This window comes from Nocardia sp. NPDC005745 (assembly GCF_040630775.1).
GTDB lineage: Bacteria > Actinomycetota > Actinomycetes > Mycobacteriales > Mycobacteriaceae > Nocardia.
The window spans coordinates 166,658-180,690 of sequence record NZ_JBEXYF010000006.1 but is presented as its reverse complement, the minus strand read 5'-3'; the positions used below and the strand labels follow the sequence as shown (position 1 = coordinate 180,690).

At 68.6% G+C, this 14,033-nt stretch carries 16 protein-coding genes; 11 read left to right on the top strand and 5 right to left on the bottom strand.

The window, feature by feature from the left end:
- Window positions 1-4 precede the first annotated feature (4 nt).
- Both ABZ420_RS09120 and accA read right to left on the bottom strand, forming a co-directional pair.
- Complete coding sequence (locus ABZ420_RS09120; protein WP_357119251.1) at window positions 5-1,354, bottom strand: acetyl-CoA carboxylase biotin carboxylase subunit; 1,350 nt, start codon at window positions 1,352-1,354, stop codon at window positions 5-7.
- Between the two features lie 10 nt (window positions 1,355-1,364).
- A complete protein-coding gene (gene accA, locus ABZ420_RS09115) occupies window positions 1,365-3,056 on the bottom strand; it encodes an acetyl-CoA carboxylase carboxyl transferase subunit alpha (protein WP_357119248.1) in 1,692 nt (563 codons plus the stop codon).
- A 199-nt stretch (window positions 3,057-3,255) separates the two neighbouring features.
- Here accA and ABZ420_RS09110 point away from each other — a divergent pair, with 199 nt between their 5' ends.
- The 7 genes from ABZ420_RS09110 to ABZ420_RS09080 are packed head-to-tail and all read left to right on the top strand — an operon-like array spanning window position 3,256 to window position 9,892.
- Entirely contained in the window at window positions 3,256-4,524 is a 1,269-nt protein-coding gene (locus tag ABZ420_RS09110) for a beta-ketoacyl-[acyl-carrier-protein] synthase family protein (protein ID WP_357119245.1), read from the top strand.
- The gene (locus tag ABZ420_RS09105; protein WP_357119242.1) at window positions 4,521-5,735 is read left to right on the top strand and encodes a ketosynthase chain-length factor; all 1,215 of its coding nucleotides are present in this window, start codon (window positions 4,521-4,523) and stop codon (window positions 5,733-5,735) included. The genes ABZ420_RS09110 and ABZ420_RS09105 overlap by 4 nt, the downstream gene beginning before the upstream one ends.
- Before the next feature lie 24 nt (window positions 5,736-5,759).
- A complete protein-coding gene (locus tag ABZ420_RS09100) occupies window positions 5,760-6,014 on the top strand; it encodes a phosphopantetheine-binding protein (RefSeq protein WP_357119239.1) in 255 nt (84 codons plus the stop codon).
- Window positions 6,011-6,955 (top strand): aromatase/cyclase, encoded by a 945-nt coding sequence (locus ABZ420_RS09095; protein WP_357119236.1) that lies wholly within the window; start codon window positions 6,011-6,013, stop codon window positions 6,953-6,955. Before ABZ420_RS09100 ends, ABZ420_RS09095 begins: the two co-directional genes overlap by 4 nt.
- Entirely contained in the window at window positions 6,952-7,878 is a 927-nt protein-coding gene (locus ABZ420_RS09090; protein WP_357119233.1) for an MBL fold metallo-hydrolase, read from the top strand. Before ABZ420_RS09095 ends, ABZ420_RS09090 begins: the two co-directional genes overlap by 4 nt.
- Window positions 7,866-9,128, top strand: coding sequence for an FAD-dependent oxidoreductase (locus ABZ420_RS09085; protein ID WP_357119230.1), 1,263 nt, complete (start codon window positions 7,866-7,868; stop codon window positions 9,126-9,128). Before ABZ420_RS09090 ends, ABZ420_RS09085 begins: the two co-directional genes overlap by 13 nt.
- 2 nt (window positions 9,129-9,130) lie before the next feature.
- A complete protein-coding gene (locus tag ABZ420_RS09080) occupies window positions 9,131-9,892 on the top strand; it encodes an alpha/beta fold hydrolase (protein WP_357119227.1) in 762 nt (253 codons plus the stop codon).
- 100 nt (window positions 9,893-9,992) lie between these two features.
- Here the strand turns inward: ABZ420_RS09080 and ABZ420_RS09075 are convergent, their stop codons facing one another.
- On the bottom strand, window positions 9,993-10,367 hold the full coding sequence (locus tag ABZ420_RS09075) for a helix-turn-helix domain-containing protein (protein ID WP_357119224.1): 375 nt from the start codon (window positions 10,365-10,367) through the stop codon (window positions 9,993-9,995).
- A gap of 102 nt (window positions 10,368-10,469) precedes the next feature.
- Here ABZ420_RS09075 and ABZ420_RS09070 point away from each other — a divergent pair, with 102 nt between their 5' ends.
- Both ABZ420_RS09070 and ABZ420_RS09065 read left to right on the top strand, forming a co-directional pair.
- On the top strand, window positions 10,470-10,964 hold the full coding sequence (locus tag ABZ420_RS09070; RefSeq protein WP_357119221.1) for a luciferase family protein: 495 nt from the start codon (window positions 10,470-10,472) through the stop codon (window positions 10,962-10,964).
- Between the two features lie 29 nt (window positions 10,965-10,993).
- Window positions 10,994-11,383: a lipocalin-like domain-containing protein gene (locus tag ABZ420_RS09065; protein ID WP_357119218.1), complete on the top strand. Its 390-nt coding sequence runs from the start codon at window positions 10,994-10,996 to the stop codon at window positions 11,381-11,383.
- Window positions 11,384-11,392: 9 nt separating this feature from the next.
- Here the strand turns inward: ABZ420_RS09065 and ABZ420_RS09060 are convergent, their stop codons facing one another.
- The gene (locus ABZ420_RS09060; RefSeq protein WP_357119215.1) at window positions 11,393-11,881 is read right to left on the bottom strand and encodes a biotin/lipoyl-containing protein; all 489 of its coding nucleotides are present in this window, start codon (window positions 11,879-11,881) and stop codon (window positions 11,393-11,395) included.
- A gap of 15 nt (window positions 11,882-11,896) precedes the next feature.
- Window positions 11,897-12,679 (bottom strand): SDR family NAD(P)-dependent oxidoreductase, encoded by a 783-nt coding sequence (locus tag ABZ420_RS09055; protein WP_357119212.1) that lies wholly within the window; start codon window positions 12,677-12,679, stop codon window positions 11,897-11,899.
- A 173-nt stretch (window positions 12,680-12,852) separates the two neighbouring features.
- Between ABZ420_RS09055 and ABZ420_RS09050 the strand changes: the two genes are divergently transcribed.
- Window positions 12,853-13,272, top strand: a complete 420-nt coding sequence (locus ABZ420_RS09050; RefSeq protein WP_357119209.1) for a nuclear transport factor 2 family protein — start codon at window positions 12,853-12,855, stop codon at window positions 13,270-13,272.
- A gap of 37 nt (window positions 13,273-13,309) precedes the next feature.
- Window positions 13,310-13,918, top strand: coding sequence for a malonic semialdehyde reductase (locus ABZ420_RS09045; RefSeq protein ID WP_357119206.1), 609 nt, complete (start codon window positions 13,310-13,312; stop codon window positions 13,916-13,918).
- Window positions 13,919-14,033: the final 115 nt, after the last annotated feature.

Genomic DNA, 14,033 nt, shown 5'->3' with positions numbered 1-14,033 from the left:
GCACTCACCCCCGCCCGAGGAGCTCGTCCACCAGTGCTGTGGTATGCGTCGCTGTGCGCATGGCCGGGTGGTCGAGCACCTCGCGCAGGAAGTCCCGGGTGGTCGCCACGTGGGCGCCGGAGATGTGGAATTCCTCCAGCGCCCGCCGCATCCGGGCGAGCGCGCGGTCGCGGTCCGGCGCCCATACGACCAGCTTGGCCAGCAGCGAATCGTAGTGCGGCGGTATCGGATAGCCGGCATGCGCGTGCGTGTCGACTCGGACGAACGGACCACCGGGCGGAGTGAATTCCGCCAGGATTCCCGGCGCGGGTGCGAATTCATCGGCAGGATCTTCGGCATTGATCCGGCATTCGATCGCGACGCCACGCAGGACAATATCGTCCTGGACGATGCCGAGCGATTGCCCAGCCGCCACACGAATCTGTTCTGCGATCAAATCTATGCCTGTCACCATTTCGGTGACCGGGTGTTCCACCTGAATTCGGCAGTTCACCTCCATAAAATAAAAATTACCATCCCGATCGACCAGAAATTCCACGGTTCCCGCACCGATATAGCCCGCTTCGAGCACTCCGTCCACGGCGGATCTGCCCATTCGCTCGGCGAGCCCTTCCGGCAGCAGCGGAGCAGGTGATTCCTCGATCAATTTCTGATGCCTGCGCTGTACCGAGCAGTCGCGTTCACCCAGGTGCACGCCGTTGCCCTCGCCGTCGCACAGCACCTGGATCTCGACATGCCTGGCCGCGGCGAGATACTTCTCCAGATATACCCGGCTGTCGCCGAACAACATCCGCGCTGTCGCCCTGGTCTCCTGATAGGCACGCGGGAACGCCGCGCTCTCGTGCACCACCTGCATGCCCCGCCCCCCACCACCCGCGGCCGCCTTGATGATCACGGGGAAGCCGATCGAATCCGCGAGTGCGTGTGCCTCGTCGAGTTCGAGCGGATCGAGGCTGCCCGGCAGCAGCGGCAGTCCCGCCTTTGCCATCAGCGTGCGCGCCGACTGCTTGTCCCCGAGTTGGGCCATGACGTCGGCGGGCGGGCCGATCAGCGTGATGCCCGCAGCCCGGCAGGCGTCGGCGAAATCCGGTGATTCCGAGAGGAATCCGTACCCGGGATGGATGGCGTCGGCGCCGGTGAGTTCGGCTGCGGCCAGGATCGCCGCGGCGTTCAGGTAGCTGCGTTTGGCGGCGGAGGGGCCGATCTGCACCGCTTCGTCGGCGAAACGCACCACCGCCGACCCCGCGTCGGCGACCGAATGCACCGCGACGGTGCGCACGCCGAGCTCACGGCAGGTGCGGGCGACGCGCAACGCGATCTCACCGCGGTTGGCGATCAGGATCTTCTCGAACATGGCGGCACTCCTACGCGACCGACCGGACCAGAACCTGCTGCCGCGCACCGAACCGCCGGAAGCGGGCGCGGCGCTCGTCGGCGAGTTCCGCACCGCTGCGCCCGACCAGCTCGCCGAGGGTCGCGACCAAAGCGCGGTGCAACTGTTCGGCCGCGGCCACGGGAGCCGTGCCCACGTCCTCGCCCGGCTCGGGGAGTACGGCGTCGACCACACCGAGACGAAGGAGGTCACGTGCGGTGAGCGCGAGCGCGGCCGCGGCCCGGGGCGCGGCGGCAGGGTCGTTCCATACGATCGCCGCGCAGCCCTCCGGGCTGATCACCGAGTACGTCCCGTTCGCGAACATCAGCACCCGGTTGGCCACACCGAGCGCCAAAGCCCCGCCGCTGCCGCCCTCGCCGATCACCACACTGATCACCGGCACGCGCAGCGCGGACATCAAACGGATGTTCTCCGCGATGACGATCGCCTGCCCCTGCTCCTCGGCGGTCGCGCCCGGATACGCCCCGGGGGTGTCGATCAAGGTGATGACGGGCAACCCGAGCTTCTCGGCCAGCCGCATGAGCCGTGCCGCCTTGCGATAGCCGGCCGGGGTCGGCATGCCGAAGTTGCGTGCCATCAGCTCTTTTGGGTCGTGCCCCTTCTGGTGGCCGATCACCATCACCGGTCGTTCGCCCAGCCGCGCCGTTCCGCCCACCACCGCGGCGCAGTCGCCCGAGATCCGGTCGCCGCGCAATTCCCGGAACTCGTCGAAAGCGAGTGCGAAGTAGTCGAGCGCGGTCGGTCGCTGCGGGGCCCGTGCGCGGCGCACCTGCGTCCAAGGATCGGTGGGGGGAATGCGGGCCGGATCGGTGATCGCTCCCGCGTCCGCGGGGACGAAGGTCTCGGCCGGATCGACCGGGCACGCGGCCCGCAGCAGCGCGCCGAGCGCCTGACGCAGGCCGGCGCGCGGCACGATCATGTCGATGAGCCCGCGTTCCAGCAGGAATTCGGCTGTCTGGAACTTCGGCGGCAATTCCTGCCGGATGGTCTGCTCGATCACCCGGCGACCGGCGAACCCGAGTCGCGCGCCCGGCTCCGCGATCAGCACGTCGGCGAGAGTGGCGAAAGAGGCCGCCACGCCGCCGTAGGTGGGATCGGTGATCAGGCTGACGGTGAGGATGCCTGCCCGGTCCAGCTGCTCCAGCGCCGCGCTGGTCTTGGCCATCTGCATCAGCGACAGCGGGCCCTCCTGCATCCGGGCACCGCCCGACGCGGTGACGATGATAAGCGGAATACGTTGCGCCAGCGCTGTTTCGGCGGCGGCGGTAATCATTTCGCCGACCGCGGTGCCGAGGCTGCCGCCCAGGAAGCGGAAGTCCATGGCGGCGATCACCACCGGCCTGCCCTCGATCGCGGCCAGCGCGCACAGCACCGCGTCGTGCATGCCGGTGCGGGCCCGGGCGGCTGCCAGGCGATCCGAATAGGACTTGGTATCGGTGAAGGTCAGCGGGTCGTCGTCGGTGGCGGCGACCGGCAGCGGCTCGAAGCGTCCCTCGTCGGCGAGCTGCCCGATGCGCTGCTCGGCGGTGATCGGAGTGTGCCTGCCGCATTCGCCGCAGACGCCGAGGTCGCGGGCGAACCGTTTGCCGTACAGCGGGATCAGGCATGCCGGGCAGAGCACCCAGTCCGCGCCGGCGCCCTCCTGGCCGTGTGCTGACTTCATCACGCGTGTCTCCTTGCTCGGGGAACGGGTGATCGGTCCGGACGGCGCCGGCCGGACGATCACAACGACAGCGTGCACCCCGCCGCTCGAGAACAACTCGATCCGTTCGCTCGAGCGATGTTCGAGGGCTGTCCTCGATGCTCGATCACACCATCGAAGGGAGAATCGCCATGAGCATCAATGCATCCGGTGGTGCGCGATGAGCCGCCGCGTTGTCGTCACCGGGCTCGGGGTCCGCGCGCCCGGCGGGTCGGGCAAGGACGAGTTCTGGAAGCTGCTGTCGGAAGGCCGCACCGCGACGCGACGGATCTCGTTCTTCGACGCCTCGCCGTACCGGTCCCAGGTGGCCGGCGAGGCGGACTTCGATCCCGTGCGGGAAGGGTTGTCGCCCAGAGAGATTCGGCGCATGGACCGTGCGGTGCAGTTCGCCGTGGTCTGCGCGCGTGAGGCGGTGGTCGACAGCGGGCTGGACTTCGCGGCGGTCGATCCGCACCGGCTCGGTGTGAGCCTCGGCAGTGCGGTCGCCGCGGCCACCAGCCTGGAGCGTGAATACCTGGTGCTGTCGGACTCCGGCAAGAACTGGCTGGTCGACGAGACGTATCTGTCCCCGCACATGTTCGACTACATGATTCCCAGCGTGATGCCCGCCGAAGTGGCTTGGAGCGTGGGGGCGGAGGGGCCCGTGGCGATGGTTTCCAACGGGTGCACGTCCGGACTGGACTCGGTCGGGCATGCGGTGCAGCTGATCCGTGAGGGCTCGGCCGACGTCATGGTGGCGGGCGCGTCGGACACCCCGATAACACCGATCGTGGTGGCCTGCTTCGACGCGATCAAGGCGACCACACCGCGCAACGACGAGGCGGAAGTGGCCTCGCGGCCGTTCGACAACTCCCGTAACGGGTTCGTTCTCGCCGAAGGCGCCGCGATGTTCGTACTGGAGGAATACGAGAGCGCACGCAAGCGCGGCGCGCACATCTACGCCGAGATCACCGGGTACGCGACTCGGTGCAACGCCTATCACATGACCGGGCTCAAGGCGGACGGTCGCGAGATGGCCGAGGCGATCCGGGTCGCGCTCGACGAATCCAGGATCGACCCGACCGGCGTGGATTACATCAACGCACATGGTTCGGGCACCAGGCAGAACGACCGGCACGAGACCGCCGCGGTGAAGCGCAGTCTCGGTGCGCACGCCTACGGCACGCCGATGAGCTCGATCAAGTCCATGGTCGGGCACTCGCTCGGCGCGATCGGATCGGTCGAGATCGCCGCCTCGCTCCTCGCGCTGGAATACCAGGTGGTGCCGCCGACGGCGAACCTGCACGAGCCCGACCCGGAATGCGATCTGGACTACGTCCCCCTGGTCGCCCGGGACCACCGGATGGACACCGTGCTCACGGTGGGCAGCGGATTCGGCGGATTCCAGAGCGCGATGGTGCTGCGCAAATCCGAGGCGGTGGCGACATGATGCTGGTGACAGGAATGGGCGTGCTCGCACCGAACGGACTCGGTGTGGAGCGTTTCTGGGACGCCGTGCTGGCCGGACGTGGTGGCATCGCGCCGCTCACCCGGTTCGACACCAGCCGCTCGGCGACGCGGCTGGCCGGCCAGGTGACCGATTTCGACGCTGGTGAGCACCTGCCGAGCCGACTGCTGCCGCAGACCGACATCTCGACGCGGATGGCGCTGGTCGCCGCGCAGTGGGCGCTGGACGACGCGAAGGTCGACACCGCGACGATGACCGACTACGACATGGGCGTGGTGACCGGAAACGCCTCCGGCGGCTTCGAATTCACCCACCGGGAGTTCAACAAGCTGTGGTCGCTCGGCTCCGGGCACGTCAGCGTGTACGAGTCCTTCGCGTGGTTCTACGCGGTCAACACCGGTCAGATCTCCATCCGGCACGGCATGCGCGGACCGAGCAGCGCCTTGGTCGCCGAACAGGCCGGCGGGCTGGACGCGATCGGCCACGCGCGGCGCACCGTGCGACGCGGGACGCCGCTGGTGGTCACCGGTGGCGTCGATTCGGCGCTGGATCCGTGGGGCTGGGCCTCGCACGTGTCCAGCGGCGGGGTGAGCACCGCGGCCGACCCCGAACGCGCTTATCTGCCGTTCGACGCCGCCGCCGCCGGATACGTGCCCGGTGAGGGCGGCGCGATGCTGGTCGTCGAGGATGCCGTCGCGGCGCGGGCCCGCGGTGTCCCCAAGGTGCACGGCGAAATCGCCGGATACGCTTCGACATTCGACCCGCCGCCCGGTTCCGGGCGCCCGACAGGTCTGCGCCGCGCCGCCGAACTCGCGCTGGCCGACGCCGGGATGACGCCCGGTGATATCGATGTGGTGTTCGCCGACGCCTCCGGCATACCCGACCGCGACCGCGACGAGGCCGCCGCCATCGAAGCGATGTTCGGGCCCGGCGGGGTTCCGGTCACCGCGTCGAAACCGCTGACCGGACGCCTGTTCTCCGGCGCGGGCCCGCTCGACATCGTGACCGCACTGCTGGCGATGCGCGACTCGGTCATCCCGCCGACCGCGCACACCACCACGCTCGCCGAGGGCTACGGGATCGACCTGGTCCTCGGCGCCCCGCGCACCGCCACCGTCGGCGGTGCGCTCGTTCTGGCCCGCGGACGCTGGGGGTTCAACTCCGCGGTCGTCGCGCGCGCCGTATCCGACTGAGTACCGCCATCCCAGGAGCCGATCATGACCATGACCATCACCGAACTACGCCGGATTCTCGTCGAATGCGCTGGGGGCGAGGACCTCGCCGAACTCGGCGGCGACATCGCCGCCGTGGAGTTCGAGGAGCTGGGCTACGACTCGCTCGCGCTCATCGAGACCGCGGCGCGGATTCAGCGCGACTTCGGCGTCACGATCCCGGAGGAGCAGCTCATCGAGGTGAGGACGCCCCAAGAGCTGGTGGAGATCGTCAACGCGCAGCTGCAGGGCGCGGCATGAGCATGAACACCATCGTGATGAGCCACACCAAGGTGGTGCACGCCGCACCCGAGGTCGTCTACGACCTGGTGGCCGACGTGACCAGGTGGCCGGTGATCTTCGAGCCGAGCGTGCTGGTGCGCCACCTGCACCGCGGGCCGGACGAGGAGCGCTTCCGGCTGTGGGCGACCGTCGGCGGCGCGGTGAAGAACTGGACGTCGCGGCGGGTGCTGGACGCGGGGCAGCGCCACATCGCCTTCGAGCAGGAACGCAGCCAGGCGCCGATCGCCTCGATGGGCGGCGGCTGGTCGTTCCGCGAGATCGGTCCCGCCACGACGAAAGTCACGCTGGACCACCATTTCACGGTGGTCAACGGCGTCGAACCCGAGCAAGTCTCGGCGTCGGTGCACCGCAACAGCGAGACCGAGCTCGCGGCGCTGGCCCGCATCGCCGAACTCGGCCATCCGGTGGAAGAGGTGATCCACACCTTCGAGGACACGGTGACGCTGAAGTGCTCGGCCGCCGAGGCATACGACTTCGTCTACCACAGCGAACGCTGGCCCGAGCAGGTGCCGCACGTCGGCCGCATCGATCTCACCGAGGACTCCGCGGGCGTGCAGCTGATGGAGATGGACACGGTGACCGCGGGCGGCATTCCGCACACCACCAAATCGATCCGGGTGTGCTTCCCCGGCGAGCGAATCGATTACAAGCAGCTGGTGCCGCCCACGATACTGTTCGGCCACAGCGGCGCTTGGGGATTCACCGACGGGCCGGACGGCGCCGTGGTGAGCGCACGGCACACGGTTGCGATCAATCCGGCGGCCGCGCGCGAGATACTCGGCGAGGCCACCGATCTCGCCGATGCCCGCGCGTATCTCACAGAGGCGCTGTCGAGCAACAGCCGCAACACGCTGCGGTGCGCGGAGCGCTACGCCGCGACGACGAAGTCGCCGACATGACAGCCACCGAGACGGCGGCCATACCGCGCGTGCACGAGGTCGCCGACGGCGTCTATGCCTACACGCACAGCCGTGGCGGCTGGTGTGTCAGCAACGCAGGCGTACTGACCGGGCCGGACGGCGCGGTGGTGATCGACACGCTGGCGACGGAGGGACGTACCCGGGCCCTGGTCGAGTTCGTCGACGGGCTGGGCACCGGCCCGGCGCGCACCATCGTGAACACCCATCACCACGGCGACCACAACTTCGGCAACCACCTGTTCGGGCCGACCGCCGTCGTCATCGGCCACGACCGGATCCGGCCGGAGATGATCGAGACCGGGCTGGCGCTGACGAAGCTGTGGCCGGGAGTCGACTGGGGTGATGTGCGGGTCACGTTGCCGAGCGTCACCTTCAGTTATCACCTGACCTTGCACCAGGGCGAGCGCCGGGTGGAGCTCATCCACTTCGGGGCCGCCGCGCACACCACCAATGACGTGGTGGCGTGGCTGCCCGAGGAGCGCGTGCTGTTCGCCGGGGACCTGGTGATGGCGGGCGCGGCGCCGTTCTGCCTGATGGGGTCGGTCAGCGGCGCGATCACGGCGGTCCGGCGGCTGGCCGCGCTTGGCGCGGAGACGGTCGTCGCGGGGCACGGTCCGGTCACGGGGCCGGAGATCTTCGACCAGACGCTGCGGTATCTGCGCTGGGTGCAGGACCTGGCGGCGGAGGGACGCGCGCTCGGTCTGACGCCGCTGGCGATCGCGCTGGAGGCCGACCACGGCGAGTTCGCCGAATTGGTCGATCAGGAGCGCTTGGTCGGCAACCTGTATCGCGCGGACGCGGAACTGACCGGCGGCCGGCTCGGCGAGCCATTGGACGTGTTGGCGATCTTCGACGAGATGGTGCTCTACAACGGCGGGCAGGTGCCCACATGCCTGGCGTGAGCACCGAATCGGTGCGAGTCTGCGTGATCGGCGGCGGCCCCGCCGGACTGATGACCGGACTGCTGCTGGCACGCTCCGGCGTGGACGTGCTCGTGCTGGAGAAGCATCCGGATTTCCTGCGGGATTTCCGCGGTGACACGGTGCACACATCGACGCTGCTGGCGATGAACGAACTCGGCTTGGCCGAGGAGTTCCTCGCGCTGCCGCACGTCGAGCTGCCCCAGCTGCCGATGGCGACCGGCACCGGTCCGGTGGTGTTCGCGGACTTCAGCGCTCTACCCGGCCCTTTTCCGTTCGTGGCGTTCATGCCGCAGTGGGACGTGCTGAATTTCCTCGCCGAGGCCGCCGGCCGCTACCCCGGCTTCCGCCTCGTCCAGGAGGCGGAGGTCACCGAGCTGGTGCAGCGCGACGGCACGGTGGTCGGCGCACGCGCCAGGACGCCGGACGGACCCCTGCGGATCACCGCCGACCTGGTGATCGCCGCGGACGGACGGCACTCGATCGTGCGCAGGTCGGGCCTGCTCGAGGTCGCCGCCAGCGCCGCGCCGATGGACGTGCTGTGGTTCCGGGTGAGCAAGCCCGATGGCGATCGTCTGCCCACCGTGCGCAGCGGGAAAGGGTTCTTCATCGTCTGTATCGATCGCGGCGATTATCTTCAGGTCGCGTACATGATCCCGAAGGGCGGCTTCGCGACGATCCGGACCGCGGGGTTGGCGCGGTTCCGCGCGGATCTGGCCGCCATCTATCCTGCGCTGGCGCCACATCTGGAGGCGGAGATCTCGGATTGGGGCGACGTGAAGCCGCTCGACGTCCGGGTGGACCGGCTGCGCTGCTGGTACCGGCCGGGGCTGGTGGCGATCGGGGACGCGGCGCACGCGATGTCCCCGGCAGGCGGCGTCGGGATCAATCTGGCCGTGCAGGACGCCATCGCGGCCGCCCGGCTGCTGGCGCCGATCCTCGCCACGGGCGCGACTCCGACCACGGCCCAGCTGCGCACCATCCAGCGCCGCCGCGAATTTCCCATGCGGGTAGTGCAATTCGCGCAATTGCACCTACTGGCCGACCTCTACCCCAGCGCGGGACGGGCGGGAACCGACAAACCGCTGCTGGTCCGGCTGCTCCGCCGTTTCCCGCGCCTACCCCGGCTTGTAGCCCGGGTGATCGGCCTCGGTGTCCGCCCCGAGCCGGTGCCGCCCGCGGTCACTTCGTCCGAAACCACTACGGCCCTATCGAAACTCAGGGAGAACTGATCGTGTCGACCTACCTGCTCGTCCACGGCGCCTTCCATGGCGGATGGGTTTGGCAGCGGGTGACCCCCCTGCTCGAAGGCGCGGGCCACCGCGTATTCGCCCCTTCACTGGTCGGTCTCGGTGACCGCGCGGACCTGCTCACCGCGGACGTCGGCCTCGACACCCACGTACAGGACCTCATCGCCCTGATCACCGCCGAGGACCTGACCGGTGTCGTCCTGGTCGGGCACAGTTACGGCGGAATCGTCGTCACCGCCCTGGCCGACGCCGTACCGGACCGCATCGCCGAACTCGTCTACCTCGATACCTTCGTGCCCCGCGACGGCGAAGCGGTGGCCGACATCATGCCGGGCATGGTCGAGGCCTTCGCCGCCGCGGCGGACGCCGCCGGCGATGGCTGGCGGGTGCCGCCACAAACCGAACCGGTCGGCGACGGCGGACTGTACGGGGTCACGGCGGAACCCGACCTCAGCTGGGTGGCGTCGATGCAGACACCGCAACCGCTGAAGACCTTCCAGCAGCCGATGACCTTGACGAATCCGGAGGCGCTGGCGGCGATTCCGGTGACGCACGTCCACTGCAGCGAAGGCGGCGAGGCTTTCAAGGCGATGCGCGCGGCCATGCCGCGCACCTTGCCGCCCGCCGACCTGCCCCCCGAGCGGCTCCACGTGCTCCCCACCGGGCACGACTGCATGATCACGATGCCGCGCGAATTGGCCGGATGCCTGCTCGAGCTCTCCGCTCGACCAGCGCCGGCGGCGTGAGTGTCCGGCTGGTGAGCGAGACGGCGCGGAGTAGATCTCGATCGAACGGGTGACGCCGTAGCGCAGCTGCGCTCGGCGTCCCTCCGCCACGGCTGAGGGGTCAGTTCGCAATCCCGGCGGCGTCATAGGCGGCGCGCGCCGCGAGGACCTCACCGAGGTGTTCGCCGGACCAGGCCACGATGCTGCTGAACACTGGAGTCAGCGTCTGGGCAAGCGGGGTCGCCTCGTACTCGACGCGCGGCGGGACCTCGGGATGATACGTGCGCGCGACCAGGCCGTCGCGTTCCAGCTGGCGCAGGCGCTGGGTGAGGACCTTCGGGGTCAGGCCGGGGATCCGTTGTTGCAATTCGGTGAAGCGCAGCCTGCCGTCGTGGGTGAGCACCCAGAGGACCTGAGTGGACCAGCGACCGAACACCAGATCGATGACCGGTGTGATCGGGCAGGGGTCGATAGGCGTTTCTGGCGCGGTGGTCATACGTCCTCCCGGTAAGTCACTTTCCCCTTGGTTACTACTATACTTTGGAAAGTAATGTGGTCCCAGGTTCGCGCACACGCGAAATCCGAAGGGAGCGCAGTCATGACGACGACAACGGTGGACGGACGCCTGGACCTGCCGCGCCGCCGCGGCGACCGGCCGAGCACCCGCGAGCACAATCCGCACCAGCAGCTCAGCCAGATCGCGCCTGCCGAGTTGCAAGAGGAACTCTGGTCGCGGATGGCCACGCTCGACGGCGTCCTGCTCGGCCGCAGCGGAGTGTCCCTGCCCGACACCCGCGCCCTGCACCTGCGGCCGCGGATGGCCGAGGGGCCCGACGAGGCGTACCTCGCGGGCACCGAATTCGCCCACCTGCACGGGCACGGCGACGGCAGCCTGCACATATGCCTGCCGAAAGACGTCGTGGCGCAGGCGGTCCGGCAGGGCTGGGCCGAACCGCATCCGATGGCCCGGCAGGGCTACCTGCCCGGGACGCTGGTGATGGTCTACGGGCCGCGCGATCGTGCGGAGCTGGATGTCGTCTGGCAGTTGGTGCGGATCAGTCACGACTTCGCCCGCCACGCGGCTACAGCGTGATTAGAGCGGCTGCCGCCATCGTCGGTGCCATGAACGCAACCGATCTTGTGGGTACCTGGGAATTGTTGTCCTACTACGACATCGATCAGCACGACGCGACCAGCGAAGGGCCCCTCGGCGACTCGCCGCGCGGACTGCTGATCTACGGCGCGCACGGCTACATGTCGGTGAGCATGATGCGCACGGACGGCGCCTCGGGAGCCAACCCGTTCATGGGCTACGCCGGCACGTGGCGGCGGTCCGGCACCGAGGTGGTGCACGCGATCAGCGTCTGCTCCAACCCCGCGTGGGCGCAGACCGAGCAGGTGCGGCAGATGTCGCTGAACGGCGACGTGCTCACGCTGATCGGCTCAGCACAGGTAGGCGGGCGGACACAGCGGCGGGTGCTCACCTGGCGCCGCAGCAGCCCGCTCGCCTGAACTGCGACGTCATTCCGGAGAATACGAAAACAAAGGCTCGTCGAATTGAACCGGTTCGTTGTCTTCCTTGAGTATCCCGGTGATCACGCCGCCCGTCTGGGCGGTCACCGGGATCATCAACTTCATCGCCTCGACGATGGCGATCTGCTGTCCGGCGCTCACTCGGTCGCCGACCTCGACGAACGGGTCCGCGCCCGGCTCGGGGCACCGATAGAACACGCCGACGCTGGGGGCACGCACGACCGCGCCGAACGCCGCAACATCCTGGGCGGCAACGGCTTCCATCGGTGCCGCCGGGATCGCCGCGGGGACGGCCGAGACCGCGGCGTGCCATTCGGCCTCGACGGTCACCTCCCCCACCTGGAAGCGCAGCGCGGTCGGCTGCTGCGGGAAACCCGCGAGCAATTGCAACGCGCCGGTCTGGATCGCCTCGAGCACCCGGAGGTAGTCTTCGTGCCCCGTGGCCGGGGCGGCGGCGTTTTCGTCCACTGCGGTCATTGCCGTCACTCCTTGTCAGTAATTACCGAGACCGCCGCAGACGTTCAGCGCCTGTGCGGTGACCGCGCCCGCACCCGGGCCGATCAGATAGTCGACCATCGCCGCCACCTCGAACGGTTGCACGTAGCGACCGATCGGCACCCGCGCGCTGACTCGGGCGTGCACCTCGTCGGTGTCCACGCCCCACAGCCCGGAGTACACCTCGCGCACCCGCTCGGCCATCGGCGTCTCCACGAAACCGGGGCATACGGCGTTGACCGTGATCCCCGTCTTGGCCAGTTCGAGCCCGAGCGCCTTGGTGAAGCCGACCACCCCATGCTTGGACGCGGAGTACGGAGCACCGTGCACGACGCCCTGCTTGCCGCCCGTGGAAGCGATGTTGACGATGCGTCCGCTGCCGCGTTCGAGCATGCCGCCCGCGTTCAGCACCGCCTTGGTCATCAGGAACACGCTGTTGAGATTGGTATTGATCACGTCGAACCACAGTTCGTCGGTCACCTGGGCGGTGACGCCGCCGCCGCTGCGGCCCGCGTTGTTGATCAGGATGTCGATCGGGCCGTAGCGCCGCACGCCCGCGTCGACGTATTCGCGGACCTGCGCGGCGTCGGCGACATCGCAGATGGTGCCGTCCACCTCGTGACCGTCGTCCTGCAGGCTTTTCACCGTGTCGGTCACCCGCTGCTGATCGCGAGCGCAGAGGAACACCGCGATGCCCTGGGCCGCCAGGCTTTTGGTGATTTCCAGGCCCATTCCGCTGGTCGCTCCGGTGACCAGCGCGACGCGCCGATTTTCCGCCATGACTCCTCCATCGGTAGATCTTCCGAACTCGCCGGGCTCTTCGATCACCAGGGTCGACCGGCGTCCTATAGATCCGGTCAATCGCCGGTGCCCAACCGCGGCTCAACCGAGGCTCTAGTGGCATCGGCCACTGTGGCGTGCAGCCGAGCCCCGCCGCGATCACAGGAGCAACCATGACCACCGTCGTAAGCCGCACCGAGTTGTACGCCGAGGTCCAGCAGTTCTACGCCGAGCAGATGCAGCGGCTGGACAGCCGCGACATCCCCGGCTACGCCGCGACGTTCACCGAGGACGCGGAATTCGAGCACACACCGGGCATTCCGCCCGCTCGGACCAGGGCCGGCATCATCGCGGACCTGGTCGAGTTCCACAAGCGCTTCGAGACCGACCCGATGCAGCGCCGGCACTGGTTCAACATGATCAACCTGCAGCCGCAGGACGACGGCACCATTGTGTCCACCGCCTACTGCCTGGTGGTCAAGATCCGCCCGAACAGCAGCCCGGAGATCGCGCCGAGCTGCGTCGTACACGACGTGCTCGTGCGCGTCGACGGCGCCGTGCTGACCCGGTCGCGGCGTGTCTCACATGACTGATTTCGACTGTTCCCCAATATGTTCGAGGAGAAACTACATGAATTCCGTTCAGCCAGCCGTGCTCACGCTCGCCGCCGACGCCCAGGACCTGCTGTTCCGGGAGGCCCGCACGGCGAACACCTTCACCGATGAGCCGGTCACCGACGAACAGATCCGCGAGATCTACGAACTGGTCAAATTCGGCCCGACGTCGATGAACCAGCAACCGCTGCGGATCGTCCTGGTGCGCGGCGCCGAGGCGCGCGCCAGGCTGGTCACCCACATGATCGACAACAACAAACCGAAGACCGCCGCCGCGCCGCTGTCGGCGATCCTGGCAGCCGACCTGAATTTTCACGAGAACCTGCCCACGGTGTTCCCGCACGCGCCCGACGCCAAGGACTATTTCGCCGATCCGGATCAACGCGCCGAGTCCGCGCGCGCCAACACCTTGATCCAGATCGGTTACTTCATCCTCGGCATCCGCGCCGCCGGGCTGGCGGCGGGCCCGATGAACGGCTTCGACGGTCCGGGCCTGGACAAGGACTTCTTCCCGGACGGCAACCACACCAGTCTCGTGGTGGTCAATATCGGCAAGCCGGGCCCGAACGCATGGTTCCCGCGTTCACCGCGACTGGACTACGACGAGGTGGTCAGCACGGTCTAGGCCGCCCGGTGGGGTCATGTGCAGGCCCCAGCCGCTCAGCGCAGTGGCGCGATCGTCCAGTTCGTGGTCGGGATCACACCGCTGCAATTCCCGAACGCCGGCGGATCCAGGGCCG

Excerpts from the sequence above, each read along its gene's own strand:
- ABZ420_RS09105 (WP_357119242.1), top strand. The coding sequence starts at position 4,521 with ATGATGCTGGTGACAGGAATGGGCGTGCTCGCACCGAACGGACTCGGT.
- ABZ420_RS09075 (WP_357119224.1), bottom strand. The coding sequence starts at position 10,367 with ATGACCACCGCGCCAGAAACGCCTATCGACCCCTGCCCGATCACACCG.
- ABZ420_RS09060 (WP_357119215.1), bottom strand. The coding sequence starts at position 11,881 with ATGACCGCAGTGGACGAAAACGCCGCCGCCCCGGCCACGGGGCACGAA.
- ABZ420_RS09100 (WP_357119239.1), top strand. The coding sequence starts at position 5,760 with ATGACCATGACCATCACCGAACTACGCCGGATTCTCGTCGAATGCGCT.
- ABZ420_RS09070 (WP_357119221.1), top strand. The coding sequence starts at position 10,470 with ATGACGACGACAACGGTGGACGGACGCCTGGACCTGCCGCGCCGCCGC.
- ABZ420_RS09110 (WP_357119245.1), top strand. The coding sequence starts at position 3,256 with ATGAGCCGCCGCGTTGTCGTCACCGGGCTCGGGGTCCGCGCGCCCGGC.
- ABZ420_RS09095 (WP_357119236.1), top strand. The coding sequence starts at position 6,011 with ATGAGCATGAACACCATCGTGATGAGCCACACCAAGGTGGTGCACGCC.
- ABZ420_RS09085 (WP_357119230.1), top strand. The coding sequence starts at position 7,866 with ATGCCTGGCGTGAGCACCGAATCGGTGCGAGTCTGCGTGATCGGCGGC.
- ABZ420_RS09055 (WP_357119212.1), bottom strand. The coding sequence starts at position 12,679 with ATGGCGGAAAATCGGCGCGTCGCGCTGGTCACCGGAGCGACCAGCGGA.
- ABZ420_RS09090 (WP_357119233.1), top strand. The coding sequence starts at position 6,952 with ATGACAGCCACCGAGACGGCGGCCATACCGCGCGTGCACGAGGTCGCC.
- ABZ420_RS09120 (WP_357119251.1), bottom strand. The coding sequence starts at position 1,354 with ATGTTCGAGAAGATCCTGATCGCCAACCGCGGTGAGATCGCGTTGCGC.
- ABZ420_RS09045 (WP_357119206.1), top strand. The coding sequence starts at position 13,310 with ATGAATTCCGTTCAGCCAGCCGTGCTCACGCTCGCCGCCGACGCCCAG.
- ABZ420_RS09065 (WP_357119218.1), top strand. The coding sequence starts at position 10,994 with ATGAACGCAACCGATCTTGTGGGTACCTGGGAATTGTTGTCCTACTAC.
- ABZ420_RS09050 (WP_357119209.1), top strand. The coding sequence starts at position 12,853 with ATGACCACCGTCGTAAGCCGCACCGAGTTGTACGCCGAGGTCCAGCAG.
- accA (WP_357119248.1), bottom strand. The coding sequence starts at position 3,056 with ATGAAGTCAGCACACGGCCAGGAGGGCGCCGGCGCGGACTGGGTGCTC.